General features: G+C 32.4%; 17 protein-coding genes and 1 tRNA gene. 9 read left to right on the top strand and 9 right to left on the bottom strand.

Features of this window, described 5'->3' with window-relative positions:
• Both ACH2BG_RS06670 and ACH2BG_RS06675 read left to right on the top strand, forming a co-directional pair.
• Positions 1–1,193, top strand: a 1,193-nt coding sequence (locus ACH2BG_RS06670) for an efflux RND transporter permease subunit (protein ID WP_395046931.1), incomplete at its 5' end; no start/stop codon positions are given.
• A gap of 104 nt (positions 1,194–1,297) precedes the next feature.
• A complete protein-coding gene (locus ACH2BG_RS06675) occupies positions 1,298–3,382 on the top strand; it encodes a PAS domain S-box protein (RefSeq protein WP_395046932.1) in 2,085 nt (694 codons plus the stop codon).
• A gap of 37 nt (positions 3,383–3,419) precedes the next feature.
• Here the strand turns inward: ACH2BG_RS06675 and ACH2BG_RS06680 are convergent.
• Positions 3,420–3,493: transfer RNA gene (locus ACH2BG_RS06680), tRNA-Ala, on the bottom strand.
• A 63-nt stretch (positions 3,494–3,556) separates the two neighbouring features.
• Here ACH2BG_RS06680 and ACH2BG_RS06685 point away from each other — a divergent pair.
• Positions 3,557–3,886 carry a ferredoxin gene (locus ACH2BG_RS06685; RefSeq protein WP_395046933.1) on the top strand — a complete coding sequence of 110 codons (330 nt, stop codon included), beginning with the start codon at positions 3,557–3,559 and terminating at the stop codon, positions 3,884–3,886.
• Here the strand turns inward: ACH2BG_RS06685 and ACH2BG_RS06690 are convergent.
• The 6 genes from ACH2BG_RS06690 to ACH2BG_RS06715 all read right to left on the bottom strand — a co-directional run bounded on the left by ACH2BG_RS06690 (position 3,883) and on the right by ACH2BG_RS06715 (position 11,210).
• Positions 3,883–4,623, bottom strand: coding sequence for a hypothetical protein (locus ACH2BG_RS06690; protein WP_395046934.1), 741 nt, complete (start codon positions 4,621–4,623; stop codon positions 3,883–3,885). The genes ACH2BG_RS06685 and ACH2BG_RS06690 overlap by 4 nt on opposite strands.
• A gap of 4 nt (positions 4,624–4,627) precedes the next feature.
• Positions 4,628–6,499 carry a M1 family metallopeptidase gene (locus tag ACH2BG_RS06695; protein ID WP_395046935.1) on the bottom strand — a complete coding sequence of 624 codons (1,872 nt, stop codon included), beginning with the start codon at positions 6,497–6,499 and terminating at the stop codon, positions 4,628–4,630.
• Positions 6,500–6,584: 85 nt separating this feature from the next.
• Positions 6,585–8,192, bottom strand: a complete 1,608-nt coding sequence (locus ACH2BG_RS06700) for a S8 family peptidase (RefSeq protein WP_395046936.1) — start codon at positions 8,190–8,192, stop codon at positions 6,585–6,587.
• Between the two features lie 71 nt (positions 8,193–8,263).
• A complete protein-coding gene (locus tag ACH2BG_RS06705; protein ID WP_395046937.1) occupies positions 8,264–9,124 on the bottom strand; it encodes an MBL fold metallo-hydrolase in 861 nt (286 codons plus the stop codon).
• Between the two features lie 42 nt (positions 9,125–9,166).
• Positions 9,167–10,240 (bottom strand): M48 family metallopeptidase, encoded by a 1,074-nt coding sequence (locus tag ACH2BG_RS06710; RefSeq protein ID WP_395046938.1) that lies wholly within the window; start codon positions 10,238–10,240, stop codon positions 9,167–9,169.
• A 1-nt stretch (position 10,241) separates the two neighbouring features.
• A complete protein-coding gene (locus ACH2BG_RS06715; RefSeq protein ID WP_395046939.1) occupies positions 10,242–11,210 on the bottom strand; it encodes a YjgN family protein in 969 nt (322 codons plus the stop codon).
• Positions 11,211–11,385: 175 nt separating this feature from the next.
• On the opposite strand from ACH2BG_RS06715, the gene ACH2BG_RS06720 reads away from it, so the two are divergent.
• The 6 genes from ACH2BG_RS06720 to sufD all read left to right on the top strand — a co-directional run bounded on the left by ACH2BG_RS06720 (position 11,386) and on the right by sufD (position 16,198).
• Positions 11,386–11,715, top strand: a complete 330-nt coding sequence (locus ACH2BG_RS06720) for a HesB/IscA family protein (RefSeq protein WP_395046940.1) — start codon at positions 11,386–11,388, stop codon at positions 11,713–11,715.
• A 148-nt stretch (positions 11,716–11,863) separates the two neighbouring features.
• The gene (locus ACH2BG_RS06725; protein ID WP_395046941.1) at positions 11,864–12,058 is read left to right on the top strand and encodes a four helix bundle protein; all 195 of its coding nucleotides are present in this window, start codon (positions 11,864–11,866) and stop codon (positions 12,056–12,058) included.
• 118 nt (positions 12,059–12,176) lie between these two features.
• Positions 12,177–13,625: a Fe-S cluster assembly protein SufB gene (gene sufB / locus ACH2BG_RS06730; RefSeq protein WP_395046942.1), complete on the top strand. Its 1,449-nt coding sequence runs from the start codon at positions 12,177–12,179 to the stop codon at positions 13,623–13,625.
• A gap of 7 nt (positions 13,626–13,632) precedes the next feature.
• Positions 13,633–14,121, top strand: a complete 489-nt coding sequence (locus ACH2BG_RS06735; protein WP_395046943.1) for a flavodoxin family protein — start codon at positions 13,633–13,635, stop codon at positions 14,119–14,121.
• A gap of 9 nt (positions 14,122–14,130) precedes the next feature.
• Complete coding sequence (gene sufC / locus ACH2BG_RS06740) at positions 14,131–14,880, top strand: Fe-S cluster assembly ATPase SufC (protein WP_395046947.1); 750 nt, start codon at positions 14,131–14,133, stop codon at positions 14,878–14,880.
• A 1-nt stretch (position 14,881) separates the two neighbouring features.
• On the top strand, positions 14,882–16,198 hold the full coding sequence (gene sufD, locus ACH2BG_RS06745) for a Fe-S cluster assembly protein SufD (RefSeq protein WP_395046944.1): 1,317 nt from the start codon (positions 14,882–14,884) through the stop codon (positions 16,196–16,198).
• Between the two features lie 36 nt (positions 16,199–16,234).
• Here sufD and ACH2BG_RS06750 read toward each other — a convergent pair whose 3' ends face one another.
• On the bottom strand, positions 16,235–16,429 hold the full coding sequence (locus ACH2BG_RS06750) for a hypothetical protein (protein WP_395046945.1): 195 nt from the start codon (positions 16,427–16,429) through the stop codon (positions 16,235–16,237).
• Between the two features lie 194 nt (positions 16,430–16,623).
• A partial coding sequence (locus ACH2BG_RS06755) for a serine hydrolase domain-containing protein (RefSeq protein ID WP_395046946.1) occupies positions 16,624–17,454 on the bottom strand: 831 nt, incomplete at its 5' end.

The raw sequence follows: 17,454 nt of genomic DNA on the forward strand, positions 1-17,454 counted from the left end.
ATGTAATGCTCAAAGAAGCGGACAAAATGATTGCTTTTATTAATGCAAAAAATATTCCCGGAATAGAACGTTTGAGCGTCGATGTAAACAAGCAAAGTCCAGAGCTAGAGGTAAAAGTAGATAGAGTTAGCGCAGGAAGTTTGGGTGTTTCGACAGGACAATTGGGTTTCAATTTGCGTCGTTCGGTATATGGTCAAGAAATTTCTACATACAAAGAAGGTGATGACGATTACAACATCACAATGCGTATGCAAGATGATCAGCGCAAGAACGAAAGTGTGTTGTTTAACCAATCTCTAACTTTTCGTAATCAGAACAACGGACAAATAGTGCAAGTGCCAATTTCGGCTGTTTCTAAAACAGAGAAAACAACTACTTACAATCAGATTAAACGTAAAAATCAAAAACGAATCATGACGATTTATTCTAACGTCCTGACAGGTTATAATGGCGATGAGATTACAAAAAATATTGAAGTAAATCTGAAAGATTATCAATTACCAAAAACGGTAACGTATTCGTTTTCTGGAGTTCAAGAAGAGCAAGGAAAAAACGCAAGTTTCTTGATGTATGCACTCTTTTTGGCATTGGCAGGAATTACAATTATTATTGTATTACAGTTTAATTCGGTTTCAAAAACAATGGTAATTTTGTTTACTGTTATACTAAGTTTTAGTGGTGTTTTCTACGGATATGTGATTGCCAATATGGATTTCGTGATCTTAATGACCATGATGGGAATTATCTCACTGGCAGGAATTGTTGTAAAAAACGGAATTGTATTAATGGACTTCTTCGTGCTTTTATTAGATAAAAAAGTAATAGATAACAAACTACAAAGTCACGACGATTTAACTTTAGAAGAAATAAAAGAAGTCATTATTGAAAGCGGAAAATCACGTTTACGTCCCGTATTACTAACAGCTTTAACCGCTATTTTAGGATTAATTCCGTTAGCAATCGGATTAAATTTTGACTTTTTCTCTTTAATTACTAATCTGAATCCACATATTTTTATGGGTGGAGATAACGTAATTTTCTGGGGACCATTAGCTTGGACTATTATTTTTGGGTTAAGTTACGCCACGATTTTAACACTGGTTATGGTTCCAGTAATGTTCTATCTAGTTAAGAGAACTAAATATTGGTTGCGTGACAGACGAAACGCAAATAAAGTTACTGCCGAAATGTAATTTTGTCGAATATAATAAACACTTAAGCGATTTTTGTAAAAAGAAATCGCTTTTTTGTTTTAAAATCGTTTACTTGTTATAAAAATTATTAGAGACAATTTTTAATGATAAATTACCTTAAACAAAAATGGAAAGATGTTCTAAACATAGGCCGTAAAGATAATTTGCATTATCTGGAAAGGCAGCGTATAGCAACATTAAATGCAATTTCTATATTAATAATTTTTGGAAGTATATGCGTAACAATAACTTATCTCTTATTAAATTTTAGCAATCCGCATATAGGTTTAATTATTTTACCAGTATCACTTTGCACCTTATTTTTTAATTACAAAAAAAAGTATAAAATAGCTCGTAATATTACTTTATTTGGAGTTCTAATCGTAATTACCATTTGGGCTTTTTATACCAGAAGAACAGGCGCTCAATTACTATATATTGCATTGGCAAGTGGTAGTGTTTCTATATTTAGAGAAAGAAGAATGAGATATACAACCATGATTGTTTGTTCGTTGCTATATTTCACTTATGTATATTATGATTTGGTAACTCCTTTTGTGCCTAATGAAAGAGTAAACTATTTTATTATAAACACCATATTGGCTTATACAACAGCAGTAATGGTGTTTTCTCTAGCTATGATAAATGTAGATATTAGCTTATCTATTTCAAAAAAATTAGATAAAAATTTTCAAAAACTAAACTCTTTTCTTGAAAGCCAGAAAGAAACAGATGAAAAACTAAAATCGGCAAATAGCGAGTTGTTTGATTTTAATAAAAAACTGGATTTTTTGGTAAAAAAATCTAGCGAGGAATTATACTCTTATCAGATGGCGATAAACGATAATTTAAGTTCGATTGTTACCGATTTTGAAGGAAAAATTTTAAAAATAAACGATTTATATCTCGAAAAGACAGACTACACCAGAGAAGAGCTTTTGGGAGAAAATATAAATATTTTGAAGTCCGATTATCATGACCAAGAATTTTATGAAAATATAAATAGAACAATTATTTCGGGAGAAGTTTGGCGAGGAGAGTCGAATATTAAAACTAAAAACGGAAGTGATTTTTGGATTCTTTCTTCCATTATTCCTGTTAAAGATTCTAACGAAAGCATCACCAAATTCTTAACTATTTCTGCAGATATTACGGATAAAAAAATAGCAGAAGAGAAAGAAAAAAAGGCAGTAGATAAACTATCAAAAAGCGAAAAAAGATTTAGTTTGTTGTTAGAAAACCAAACAGATTTAATATCTATTACAGATAAATACGGAAACAGAAAGTATGTAAATAAAGCTTTTTATAATTTTTTCGGCAAAGACAAGGACTATTTTATAGGAACAAATTATAGAACGTTAGAACCTGAAAATGTTGATGAGTTTTATTTAAAATTATTCGATTCTATATCCTATGCAAATCCGAAAATAAGCATAGTTATTCTAAGAGAAAACGCCTTAAAACAAAAAAGATGGATAAAATGGGACGAAATTGCGTTTTTTGATGCCAATAAAGAAGTTGTCGAAATACTATCAATAGGACACGATATTACCGAAATAAAAGAGAATGAATTTCAAAATGCCAATTATATCGCCCAATTTGAAGAATTAGCATTCAAAAATTCGCATCATTTCAGGAAACCACTAAGCAATATTATTGGCGTCATAGATTTGATAGATGAAGATTCTAATCGAATAGAAATAAATGAGTTATTAGACATCATAAAAACTGAAATTGGTGATTTAGATTCTTCATCAAAAGAGCTGGCTAACTTTATAAACACAAATTCTAAAAGTAACAAACACCAAAAAGAAATCTTTAACACAGATTTTATTGATGCAAAATTGAAGCACTTAAAATGGAAATATAAAATACGTCACTTTTTCGATGGAGCCGGAAGCTTAACCCAAAACCAAGCGATTTCGCACCGTGATAGCGATTTTGGAAAATGGTATTATAGCGATGGGAAGAAAAAGTATGGTCACATGGAATCTGTACAAAAAATAGAATCATTGCATGAGAAATTACATCATTTAGTTAAAGAAATTTTAGACCTAAAAACAAAAGGAGAAATACAAAAAGCTGAAGAAAAACACAAAAAAATGATTGCTATATCAGACAAAATAATTTTACTATTAGATGAATCGGAACAAATTATAAATAACGAAAACGCCTCAACTTATAGTTAAGGCGTTTTGCTTTTGGTTTGGTTTTTTGGTTTTATAGTGGAGAATATCGGATTCGAACCGACCACCTCTTGCCTGCCAGGCAAGCGCTCTAGCCAAATGAGCTAATCCCCCAATATTTTCCAAATATATTGTTTTTATCTAATAATTTATACTTTTGTAAAAAAAATAAAAATAATGCAAGACATTACCATAAAAATCATCGATCGAGAAGGAATAACACACCAAGTACAAGCGCCAACAGATATGAATATGAATATCATGGAGTTAGTGCGCATGTACGAACTTGCTCCCGAGGGAACGATAGGAATTTGTGGCGGTATGGCAATGTGCGCTTCTTGCCAATGTTATGTTCTAAATGATGTTGAAATCCCTGAAAAAAGCGAAGATGAAGATGCTATGCTTTGGGAAGCTTATAATGTAAAAGAAAATAGCCGCTTGGGTTGTCAAATTCAAATTACAGCTGATATAGATGGACTGGAAATCGAATTGGCTCCAGAAAGTTAAGTTTTCTCTTTAAAATCTATCTCTACTTTATTTGTAGTAAATATTCCTTCAATAAAATTAATGTCATTTTTTATTTTTAAATACTCATCTTCCGATAATTGGTCTTTAAAAGATGTTTTTTTCAAGTCTAGAACCAATTCAAATAAGTAATTGTCTTTTTCGTCCAGATAATATTCTAAATCATCTTCTTTAAAATAGCGCTCTCTGTTCCAAGATGTTTTGATGACAAAGGATTTCATTTCTTTTGGATTTAAAGTGATTTTAGATTCTAGCAAATGATGGTTCTCTAAAATCCAATTTTCATCCGTACTTTTCCCTCCATTTTTTGTATAGTTTTCTACAATCAGCTGGCTTTTTTCTCTAAATTCTTCAACCAATTTTTTAATTATTTCTTTTGCTTTGGGAGTGGTGTAATCCTTGAAACCTTCAAGTTTTGTTTCCCAATCGATACCTTGTTTTTCAAAAAAAGGACCATCAAGCGGAATAAAAACCTCATTTGTGTATATTTTGTAAATGGGAAACAAAGTCATCGAGCCTGCCGCATTTGCAATCAATGTATTTGGTCTGAGAAAAAATGAAACTGGATTGTTTGTCAGGTTTTCTATTTGATAATTTATGGTAAACTCTCGCTTTTTAGGATTGGAATCGCTGGAAGTTATAGTTGTTATTTTGGCTTCAATACTTTTGTTTTGTGCAAATATTGAAGCCGAAATAAGTAAAAAATATATAAATTTCACAAAATTATTTCTTAAAAATATTATTTTCTCTATTCACATCGGCCATGAGTCCGCTTGGATCAATCGTGATGTTTTTTATTGATGATTTTGTATCAATTTTAAAATCGAATGTAGGATAAGCCCAATCCCAACCTTCAAGAACAGTTCTTTTTATTGTTGGATTTTGGTTTTCTTTTGTCCAACGCATTAACGTTTGTGGAATATAAAAACTTTCTTGACTTCCGTCTTCATAAGTAACTAAAATATCGAGTGGCATGGGCATTCTACCAATTCTTTCGAGAGTTACTTTGGTGTTCTCTCCAGAATCTTCTACCGATTTGATTCCGTAATCTATCGTGTTTGTGGTTTTTGTCCAGTCGTTTAGGTACCAATCAAGGTTTGCTCCTGAGACTTTTTCGGCCGTATGTTTAATGTCGTTTGGCGTAGGATGTGTAAACTTATAATCTGCATAATAACGTTTTAGCGTTTTCATAAAGTTTTCTTTACCAATGATGTATTCCAATTGTGATAAGAAAATATTTCCTTTGCTATATGCCTGAATGCTATACGGACGGTTTTCGTCATAACGATCTGCGTGTGTTGTTTGTGGTTGTTCTTTGCCAGATTTTACTAAGGAAGCATAAGCAGCATAGGAATCGGCATGAGGATTTTCTTGTTTTTTCTCTGCAATTTCGTTTAGACCATAGTTTTCTAACCATGAGGTAAAACCTTCGTCCATCCAACTATTTTTCGCTTCGTTCGAAGCTAGAATGTGTTGAAACCAAGAATGTGCCATTTCGTGTGCTGTTACTCCTAGCAAACCATCAAAAGTTCCTTCGCCAAGAATCAAAGTACACATCGCATATTCCATTCCGCCATCGCCACCTTGTATTACAGAATATTGCTCATAAGGATATTTACCAACGATTTTGTTGTAAATTTCCATTAACTGCGCTGTTTTTGGCTGTAAATTCTTCCAGTTTTGAATAATTTTTGGGTTGTTTTTGTATAAGAAATGTAAAGTCGTTCCGAAACTTGTAACTAATCTATCATGAATATAATTCTTGTCCGCAGCCCAAGTAAAATCATGCACGTTTGGCGCTATAAAATGCCAAGTTAATGTTTTTTGTTTCTTCGGAAGCTTCACAATAACACCAGTATCTTGGTAATTATATCCTATTCCATTTGGGTTTTGCAAATAACCAGAACCACCCAAAATATAATTTTTATCGATGGTTATATTTACATCAAAATTTCCCCATACTCCATGAAATTCTCTTGCAATATAAGGATCGGCTTGCCATCCTTCAAAATCATATTCAGCCATTTTAGGATACCATTGAGACATCGAAAGTTCTACGCCTTCTTTGTTATTTCTTCCTGAACGACGAATTTGTATTGGAACTTGACCATCAAAATCTAATGAAAAGGTAGTCGAAGTATGTGGGATTAATGGCTTAGCCAAATCTACTTCGAGGATCGTACTAACTACTTTATTTTTTAGTTCGATTCCGTCTTGTTTTAAGTTAGAAATTTTAAGAAATCCTATTTCATTCGCTTTCAAAGCTGAAATTCTGCTCTCTTTTACTTCTTTATCTCCAACTTTTACTTTGGTAACCATTCTTCCGTCAGGATCTTTTATCGATTTTATTCGAGCATCCATACAGCTATTAGGCTGAAAAGCATTGTTGAACAAATGATAATATACTCGGTATAACGTGTCGGGAGAATTATTTGTATAAACCAAAATTTGTTTCCCTTTGTATTGATAGGTTTTTACATCCATCGAAACATCCATTTTATAGTCAACTTTTTGTTGCCAATAACCTGGATTTGGGTTGTTTTGAGCGAAAACAGACCCGAAACTAAATAACGTAAGTAAGATTATTTTTTTCATTTGATAGTATTAACAAAAAACACAGTTTTCACAGATTTATAATTTCCTGCGAAAGCTGTGTTTTAAATTTTAAAATAGATAAAAATTATTTTTTTGCAGCTATTTTTTCTGCTAAAACCAAAGCATTATAAGCATTTACAATTTTTCCTGTTTTAGAAATAGACTCTAAATTAGATTGTATTCCTTCAGCTCCAGCTAAATTGAACGAGTTAGTTAGCGAGGTTCCAGAATCCATAATAACATGTTTTACTTGCGACGCTGTTAAACTTGGATAATAAGCACGAACTAAAGCAGCAACTCCAGCAACATTAGGCGATGCCATAGAAGTTCCTTGCAAATATTCGTAAGTGTTTTTTGGTGTTGTTGCGTAAATTTTTACACCTGGAGCAAAAATATCAACATTTACTTTTCCGTAGTTTGAGAAGTTTGCCATTTGTGACGTACCATATTCATAATTTAAAGCCCCGATTGTTAATACATTATCTGCATATTCTGGGTTTGCACCATCGGCATCATTAGGAAAATTAGGTGCTGTGTCTATGTCTTTTGCATCATTTCCTGCAGCATGCACGAATAATACATCTTTAGATTCGGCATATTTTATAGCATCATAAACCCATTGTCTATTTGGAGAATAGTTTTTTCCAAAACTTCCGTTTATTACTTTTGCGCCATTATCTACAGCATAACGAATGGCAAGTGCAATGTCTTTGTCATATTCGTCACCATTAGGAACAGCACGAACTGCCATGATTTGTACATTGTTTGACGCTATTCCGTCTCCACCTTTGTTGTTTCCACGAACTGAAGCGATAATTCCTGCTACGTGCGTTCCATGTTTTGCTCCTTCTTTTTTAGGACCAATTACATTATTGTTACCGTATTTTTTGTCGTTCATATCGTTAGGATTGTCTCCTACAATTTTACGTCCGTCAAATTCGGTATTTAAATTATAGTTCAATTGGTCGTAAACATAGTCTTTGTATTCTTGTATCTGGCTGTCAAATTCTGCTTTTGGTGTTGTAGTCAAAATTTGTGTAAACATTCCTTTGTATTGCATCAAAGTCGGATCGGTAGTTTGCATTGCTTTTACATCTACCAATGTAAAATTATCCTTTTTCAGAAAAGTTCTAACTGCTTTATCAGCACCAAGAAGCATGTCTACTTGTTGTTTTTGGGGCGCAAGTTCTGCTTTTTTACTTTCAAATTCTGCCGAAGCTGCTTGAAACTGCGCAGAACCATCATTTCCTTTTTTTACAATACGAGTCATTTCTAACTGTTCGTTATCGGCATCTCCAAGGAAATTCCAACCATGTACATCATCAATAAAACCATTGTTGTCATCGTCTTTTTTGTTGCCAGCAATTTCTTTTGAATTTGTCCAAATTTCACCTTTTAAATCTTCATGATCGATATCTATCCCAGAATCTACCACTGCAACGATAATTTTTGTTCCTTTTTTACCTTTTAACAATTCGGCATAAGCCTTATCAACACTCATTCCAGGGACTGTATCTTTTACTAAATCAAAATGACTCCAACGTTTCATATTGGCTTCAGAAATCGGCGTTGTTTTTAATGGCATTTTATCGATATTCGCAACATTTGTGCTCGTTACGGCTTTTGTTCCACCGCAGCTCGCCAATGTAAAAGCGATTATTCCAGAAATTAAAATTGGTTTTAAAATTCTCATAGTATTATAATTTAGTTCGATATTTTGGTATAAAAGTCTTAATTTTTGTTACAAATTTATATTTTTTAACATTATGTTAGTATTTCTAGACAGGAAAAAGTCTCGTTTAGTCGAATTCCTTTTTCGGTTTTTTCGACAGTAATGATTTCGTTGTGTGCATCGTGTTCTAGAAACAGATAATAATTATTTTCGGCGGCCGAGTTTAGAAATTTTGATTTTTCAGGCATTGTCAAAAGTGGTCTTGTATCGTAACCCATTACATACGGCAAGGGCAAATGCCCCGCAGTTGGAATTAAATCGGCACAAAAAACTATGGTTTTATCTTGGTATTTAATGTGTGGAATCATCATTTTTTCGGTGTGGCCATCTACATAAAAAACATCAAAATTTAATTCGGAAGCAATTTCAAAATCAGAATTTGCTTTGGTAATAAAATTGAGTTGCCCACTTTCTTGCATTGGCAAAATATTTTCGGACAGGAAAGAAGCTTTTTCGCGATTATTTGGCTTTGTTGCCCATTCCCAGTGGTTTTCGTTAGTCCAAAATTTTGCGTTTTTAAAAGCGACTTCGTAACCTGTTTTGTCTTTGTTCCAAATAATACTTCCGCCACAATGGTCAAAATGTAAGTGTGTCATAAAAACATCGGTAATATCATCACGAGAAAAACCATATTTTGCTAACGATTTGTCTAACGAATGACTTCCCCAAAGTGAATAATAACCAAAAAACTTATCGGATTGTTTGTTTCCCATTCCGGTGTCGATGAGAATTAATCGGTTTCCATCTTCAATGAGAAGACATCTTGCGGCAATATCTATTAAATTATTTTCGTCCGCAGGATTGGTTTTGTTCCAAATGGTTTTGGGCACGACGCCAAACATTGCGCCACCATCTAGTTTAAAATTTCCTGTTTCTATTGGGTAGAGTTTCATTTTTTTAATTGAAAGATTAAAATAAACAATAAAAATAGTTCTTTATTGCTTAATTTCTTGAAATAAGGTTTTTAATTTCGGATTGTCTTTAACAACAAAAGATTTAGATTTTATTAGTTTATCAATATCATTTATTCTTTCGTTTGTTATTGGATGCGAACTTAAAAATTCAGGTATCGAAAAATCATTTTTGTCTTCTTCCAAACGTTTAAACAAATTTGACATTCCTTTTGGGTTAACATGATTGGCGGTTAATATCTGAAAACCTTCTACATCAGCCTGATGTTCGAATTTTCTGGAAAAAGAAAGTGATTGTAATGTGTTTGCATTATCGCCTATTACTGCCATAACACCATTGGTGTCGCCTAAAATTGCTGAGACAAATAGGTATCCAGATAAGTTTCTGCATAACATTTTCATGGAATCTCTGTTGTTTACATGTGAGACTTCATGACCTATCAATGCGACAAGTTCATCATAATCTTTCATTGCATCGAGTATGCCAGAAAAAACCACAATGTCTCCATTGGGTAAGGCATACGCATTTATAATATTCGAATTTACGACTGTAAAATGTAAATTTTTATTGTTATTTAGCTTGAGTTCTTTAGCAAATAGGTTTAGTTTTTCTGATTTTACAGAATCAATGGTGCTTGTCATCAAACTTTGTTTGAAAACTAGATCACCTAAATTAGTATCATAACTTTCAGGAACTAAAACCACTGCCTTTTCTGCAATGTAAGGCAGTATATATAAGTAAGATAAACCTATAAAACCTAGAATCGTTATAGCAATTGTCGAATGAACTTTGAAACCTAGATTTATAAGTTTTTGATACCAATTCACGTTTCCTGTTTCTTCGAGATATGTTTTTAAGTTATTTATAAAAAGGGGATCTTTTACGATGATACTTTTAGACACATCTTCTTTATTTTGAATAACAAAAGAATCAGACTTTTGTTTAAAGTCTGATTCTTTAATTCCCAAATTTATCCACCCTTTTTTTTGAGTTTCAAAATAAAAAACTTCTTTCTTTTTATCTAAAAAGAATTCAACATTCTGAGGAGTCGAAGATTCTCCGTCAAAATAAATTGCGGCAGTTTTTATAATCATCATATTACATTACAAAATCCATATCGAGCATGTCTTCGATATCTTCTCCAGTAGCGTCATTGTAATTTTCTTCGGTCTGTTTTATAGTATCTAAATCGATAGTACCCGCAAGATTAACATTAGACATAATATATTTCATAGTTCTTATTTCAACCCAAGCAGAACCAATTCCCAGTGTAAAAATTAGTATTAAAATATTTACAATGCTTAATTGAAATATTTCACCACCAGTTACGGTAGATTCTAATTCGATTTTTTCGTCGTCTTTATGCAAACTTAAGTTGTTGATGTAATAATCGAACATATCCTTTTGCCACCAAAACATATAAACACCCAAAGTAATAATAGTTAGAAAATATCCTTTAAGATTCATTAACAAATAATCTCCACCATCACCTTTATATTTCATTTCAATATCACCAAATTTAATATTGCCAATAACATAACTTCTTAAATTCATTGCCAACCACGAGCCATAAATACCAAGAGTAACAATCGTTAAACCTATCCATTTGAAAAAGTTTTTTACGAGTTCGTTTCTGTCGCCTCTATATCCAAAACGAATTCCTCTCCAAGAAGTTCTAGACATTCTGTATTTATACGATCCGTGAATAGCAACTGGAAGTACTGCAAAAAATGCTAAATAAAAGAATATAAGACCCATTGCAGGCATTTCTAAATACACAAATAGTAACAAAACCCCATATAAAACGACAAATAGACCAATAGCTTTTATAAAACCCTTAAACATTTCTTTTCCAGTTCCGTGAAACTCGAATCTATCTTCGTTTAATGAAGTTTCGCCATATAAATATTGTAGTTTTTTTGCTTTTGCCCAAGGATAATAAAAACCAAGTGTAACAATTGTTAGAAGCCAATTGACTATTAATATTCCAAAAAAGTCGCTCCCATTTCCTTGAAAGTCTAGTTTATAGCTTTTTAATTTTGATAAAGAGTTTTCAATCTGCTCCATAATGTTTGTTTATTGTTGTTTATAATTTGCTTGCAATATATAAATGTTTTTTAAGATTTAAAAAATGGAATCGACTTTTTCTATCCCGTCATTAGTTATAAAAATGTTAGTAAAACTTGTAAAAAGCATTTTATGAGTTATCTTTGTGGTTAATTTAGACAAAATCAAAATAACAATGATCAAAGTATCTGAGTCTGCCAGTAAAAAAATTGTCGATATGATGAAAGATGATGGTTTTGATGCTACCCAAGATTACGTTCGCGTGGGCGTAAAAAGCGGTGGTTGTTCAGGATTATCGTACGATTTAACATTTGATAAAAAAATAGGAGAAAACGACAAAGTTTTTGAAGATAATAATATAAAAATAGCTGTCGAAAAAAAGAGTTTTCTTTATTTAGCAGGAACAATTTTAGAATTTTCTGGAGGATTAAACGGAAAAGGATTTGTTTTTAATAATCCAAATGCAAGTAGAACTTGTGGATGTGGAGAGAGTTTCTCTCTGTAATTGAAAGATTAAAAATTCAATAATTGAAAGATTATGACTAAATCGTTTGAAGAATTTGAAGTTTATAAAAAATCTATTCTTTTAACTAAATTAGTTTTCGAATTGTTAAATAATAAAACTTTGAAAAGAGTTTGGTCTTAAATATCAAATGAAAAGAGCAGTTGTTTCAATAATAAATAATATTGCCGAAGGTTCAGAATATAATAATAATCGTCAATTCATAAGGTTTTTAAAATATTCTAAAGGAAGTTGTGCAGAAGTGAGAAATATGTTAATATTATCAAGAGAATTAGGGTTTTGCAACCAGAATGACATTCAAATTAGTTATGATACAGGTATCTAAATTTCTCAAAACATTTCAAATTTCATAAAGTATTTGAATTCTAAATTAGAAACAAGCAAATGATTTAAGGGTTTAAGGTTTTTCAATCTTTAAATTTTTCAATCTTTAAATATAAAAAATGTCAAAATACACAGAAGACGATTTAAAAATCGAACTCGAAAATAAAGAGTATGAGTACGGATTTTACACTGATATCGAATCAGAAACTTTTCCTATTGGTTTAAATGAAGATATAGTTCGTGCCATTTCTCTGAAAAAAGAAGAACCACAATGGATGACCGATTGGCGTATTGAAGCTTTTCGTGCTTGGCAAGAAATGGTAGAACCAGAATGGGCAAATGTGCATTATGCAAAACCAGATTTTCAAGCAATTTCCTATTATTCGGCACCAAAAGCAGTAGATCCGAACAAAACATTAGATGATGTAGATCCAGATCTTTTGGAAATGTATAAAAAGTTAGGAATTTCTATCGATGAACAAAAAATGATGAACAATGTCGCAATGGATATTGTTGTCGATTCAGTTTCGGTAGCTACAACTTTCAAAAAAACATTATCTGAAAAAGGAATAATTTTTTGTCCAATTTCTGAAGCGATTCGTGAATTTCCAGAATTAGTTCAAAAATATTTAGGAACAGTTGTACCGCAAAGAGATAATTTTTATGCCGCATTAAATTCGGCAGTTTTCTCTGATGGAAGTTTCTGTTATATTCCAAAAGGTGTTCGTTGCCCGATGGAATTATCAACTTATTTTAGAATTAATCAAGCCGGAACTGGACAATTTGAGAGAACACTTCTTATTGCGGACGAAGGAAGTTATGTGTCGTATCTTGAAGGTTGCACCGCGCCAAGTCGTGACGAAAATCAATTACACGCTGCAGTTGTCGAGCTAATTGCTTTAGACGATGCTGAGATAAAATATTCGACTGTACAAAACTGGTATCCAGGAAATAAAGAAGGAAAAGGTGGTGTTTATAATTTTGTAACCAAAAGAGGAATTTGTGAGAAAAATGCAAAAATTTCTTGGACACAAGTCGAAACTGGATCGGCAGTGACATGGAAATATCCATCATGTATCTTAAAAGGAGATAATTCGATTGGAGAATTTTACTCGATTGCAGTGACTAACAATTTCCAACAAGCAGATACTGGAACGAAGATGATTCACATTGGTAAAAATACCAAGTCTACCATTATTTCTAAAGGAATTTCGGCAGGGAAATCACAAAATAGTTACCGTGGTTTGGTAAGAATTGGTGCAGGTGCTGATAATGCTCGTAATTTTTCACAATGTGACTCGTTATTGATGGGAAATAATTGCGGTGCACATACATTTCCGTACATCGAAAGTAAAAATACATCGGCCAAAATAGAACACGAAGCAACGACGAGTAAAATTGGAGAAGACCAAGTTTTTTATTGCAACCAAAGAGGAATTCCAACCGAAAAAGCCATTGCATTAATTGTAAACGGTTTTAGTAAAGAGGTTTTGAATAAATTGCCAATGGAATTTGCTGTGGAAGCTCAGAAGTTGTTAGAGATTTCGTTGGAAGGAAGTGTTGGATAATCAAGAAATGGAAAATAAGAAAGTAATTATAGTTGGATCGTCACGAAACAACGGAAATACAACCAAGATAGTTGATGCGATTGCTTCACAATATGATTTTGATGTGGTTAATTTGAATGACTATCAAATATCTTATTATGATTACGAAAGTAAAAACAGAGAAGATGATTTTTTACCGCTTATTAAATCGATTATAGAAAAATATGACACTTTAGTTTTTGCAACTCCAGTGTATTGGTATAGTATGAGTGGTGTTATGAAAGTGTTTTTTGATCGCCTTTCGGATTTAATTCGGATAGAAAAAGAAACAGGAAGATTACTTCGCGGAAAAAAAGTAGCGGTATTTTCAAATTCTCACGATAATGAAATAGATTTCGACTTTTATATTCCGTTTCGAAAATCGGCAGAATATTTAGGAATGGAATACCTTGGAGACAAACATTTTAATGCAGATCAATTTACAACAACAGATAAAATAGAATTAGCCTTTATATAAAACAACATGATGTTATCAATAAAAAATTTACACGCTTCGATTGAAGACAAAGAAATATTAAAAGGAATAAACCTTGAGGTAAAAGCAGGCGAAGTTCATGCTATAATGGGGCCAAATGGTGCTGGAAAAAGTACACTTTCTTCTATTATAGCTGGAAACGAAAATTATAATGTTACGGCTGGTGAAATTCTTTTAGAAGGAGAAGATATTTCTGAATTAGCTCCTGAAGAAAGAGCACATAAAGGCGTTTTCTTGTCGTTTCAATATCCTGTAGAAATCCCAGGAGTTTCGGTAACAAATTTCATGAAAACAGCGATTAACGAATCTCGTAAAGCAAGAGGGCAAGAAGATATGCCAGCAAATGAGATGTTGAAATTAATACGTGAAAAATCAGAATTATTAGAAATAGATCGTAAATTTTTGTCTCGTTCTCTTAACGAAGGATTTTCTGGTGGAGAAAAAAAACGTAACGAGATTTTTCAAATGGCAATGCTCGAACCTAAACTAGCAATCCTTGACGAAACGGATTCTGGTCTTGATATTGATGCTTTACGTATCGTTGCAAACGGCGTAAACAAACTAAAAAGCAAAGACAACGCAGTAATTGTAATAACACATTACCAACGTTTGTTAGAATATATAGTTCCTGATTTTGTACACGTTCTTCATGATGGAAAAATCGTAAAGTCGGGTGGAAAAGAGTTGGCTCTTGAATTAGAAGAAAAAGGATACGATTGGTTAAAACAAGAAGTTAACTAATATGGAATTGAAAGAAAAATTATTATCGTCATTTATGGCTTTTGAAGAAAAAATAGATTTTCATCAAGAGCTTCACGATGTGCGTAGTCAAGCTATAAAAAACTTTGAAAGTAAAGGATTCCCAACTAAAAAGGAAGAATCTTGGAAATATACATCACTAAATACCATTTTAAAAAATGATTTTAGCGTATTCCCAAAAAAGGAAAACACAATCGAATTTGCCGAGGTAAAAAAATATTTTCTACACGAAATTGATACTTACAAAGTAGTTTTTATCGACGGAATATTCAGTTCTTTTTTATCTTCAACCTCACATGATGGTTTAGATGTTTGCTTGATGTCATCGGGATTAAACAAACCGAAATACAAAATGTATATCGACGAATATTTTAACAAAATAGCCAGTAAAGAAGAAAGTTTAACTTCTTTAAATACTGCTTTTGCTAGCGAAGGTGCTTACATAAATATTCCAAAAAGTAAAGTGGTCGAAAAACCTATCGAAATTATTTATTTTTCAACAGGTTCGGAAGCAGCACTGATGGTGCAACCTCGTAATTTGGTAATCGTTGGCGAAAATGCTCACGTTCAAATCATCGAACGTCATCAAAGTTTAAATGACAATCCAGTTTTAACGAATTCTGTTACCGAAATTTTTGCCCAAAAACGTGCCATTGTCGATTATTACAAGATACAAAATGATGTACAAACTGCCAATTTGATTGACAATACATACATCGCTCAAAAACAAGAAAGTCATGTTTCAGTTCATACTTTTTCTTTTGGTGGAAACATTACAAGAAACAATTTGAATTTTTACCATCAAGGTGAAAGAATCGATTCTACACTGAAAGGTGTTACTATTATTGGTGACAAACAACATGTAGATCATTATACATTAGTACAACACGCTACACCAAACTGCGAAAGTCATCAGAATTACAAAACCATTCTTGATGGTTCATCAACAGGAGTTTTTAACGGAAAGATTTTTGTAGAAAGAGAAGCTCAAAAAACCGATGCTTTCCAGAAAAATAATAATATTCTGTTGAGCGACAAAGCAACCATTAATGCAAAACCACAACTAGAAATTTTTGCAGATGATGTAAAATGTTCTCATGGTTGTACCATAGGACAACTAGACGAGAACGCTATGTTCTATATGCAACAACGCGGAATTCCTAAAAAAGAAGCAAAGGCATTATTGATGTACGCCTTTACGAGCGAAGTAACGGGAAGTATTAAAATTCCCGAACTAAGAAGTAAAATTGCCCGAATCATTGCCGATAAATTAGGCGTAAAAATGGGATTTGACCTGTAATATTATGATTTATAAATAACAGAATCAATAGGTAATTTATGATTCGTCTTTTGTGGTTCTAATCAAGCTAATACCAGAAATGAAGAATACAGTTCCTAAGATTCCGTATATAATAAGTGATTTAATATCTCGTTCGCTTCCTGAAGTGTCAGTAAAGATTACAGCAGCATAAATGAGCGCCCCTATTCCTAGAATAGTCAGCAAAGCGCCAAAAAGTCTTTTAAGATTCATGTTTTGTCTTTTTTAGATTATTGTAAATTAAACGATTTAATTACCATAAATATCTTTCAAAGATATTAACTTCAAACAGGTTTATGTTGTAATATTTTGATAAAAACTTATATTATTCACGTTAAATAAGAATGCTTAGTTTGAAATAAAAAAAACCGCTGTCAGGCGGTTTTTTATTTTTTATCAATGAATAACTATTTCACACTCCCTAAAATCCCTTTCAACATTCCATTAAAATCAAATTCCTCACTCAATCCCATTCTCACAATAACAATATCTTTCGATGGAATAATAAATACATGTTGTCCTTGAAAACCATTAGCGGAATACAAATCTTTAGGTGCATCTGGATATTTTCCGCCAGCATTTAGCCAAAATTGCGCACCATAAACTCCGTCGGAATCATTAGTTGGTGTGGCTACATATTTTGCCCAACTTTCATCAAAAATTTGTTCACCATTCCAGTTTCCATTGTGTAAATAAAGTAAACCAAATTTCGACCAATCACGGGCGGTTGCCCAACCGTATGACGAGCCAACATAATTTCCTGCCATATCAGTTTCTACAACCATCGAGTTCATTCCTATTTTATCAATTAAAGCTGAATACCAAAAATCTAAATATTCTTGGTGTGTTTTAAACTGGTTTCTTAAAATTCCAGACAATAAGTTTGTCGTTCCAGAAGAGTAATTCCAATGTGTGTTGGGTTTAAATTTTGCTGGTTTTACGACTTGAGATTTTGTCATGTCTTCTGCCTGAAAAAGCATTTTTGTCGCATCTGAAATCTTATCATAATTTTCGTCCCATTCTAATCCAGAATTCATGTGTAACAAATCGTTTGTGGTAATATTTTTGCGGTCATCATTTTGCCATTCCGCAATTGGAGCGGGTTTATTAATATTGAATTTTCCTTGTTTTTGAAGAATTCCGAAATAAGTAGCCGTGATGCTTTTTGTCATAGACCAACCCAAAATTTTAGAATTTTTTGTAAAACCTGTATCGTATTTTTCGGCAATAATTTTATC

This window comes from Flavobacterium sp. (assembly GCF_043779715.1).
GTDB lineage: Bacteria > Bacteroidota > Bacteroidia > Flavobacteriales > Flavobacteriaceae > Flavobacterium.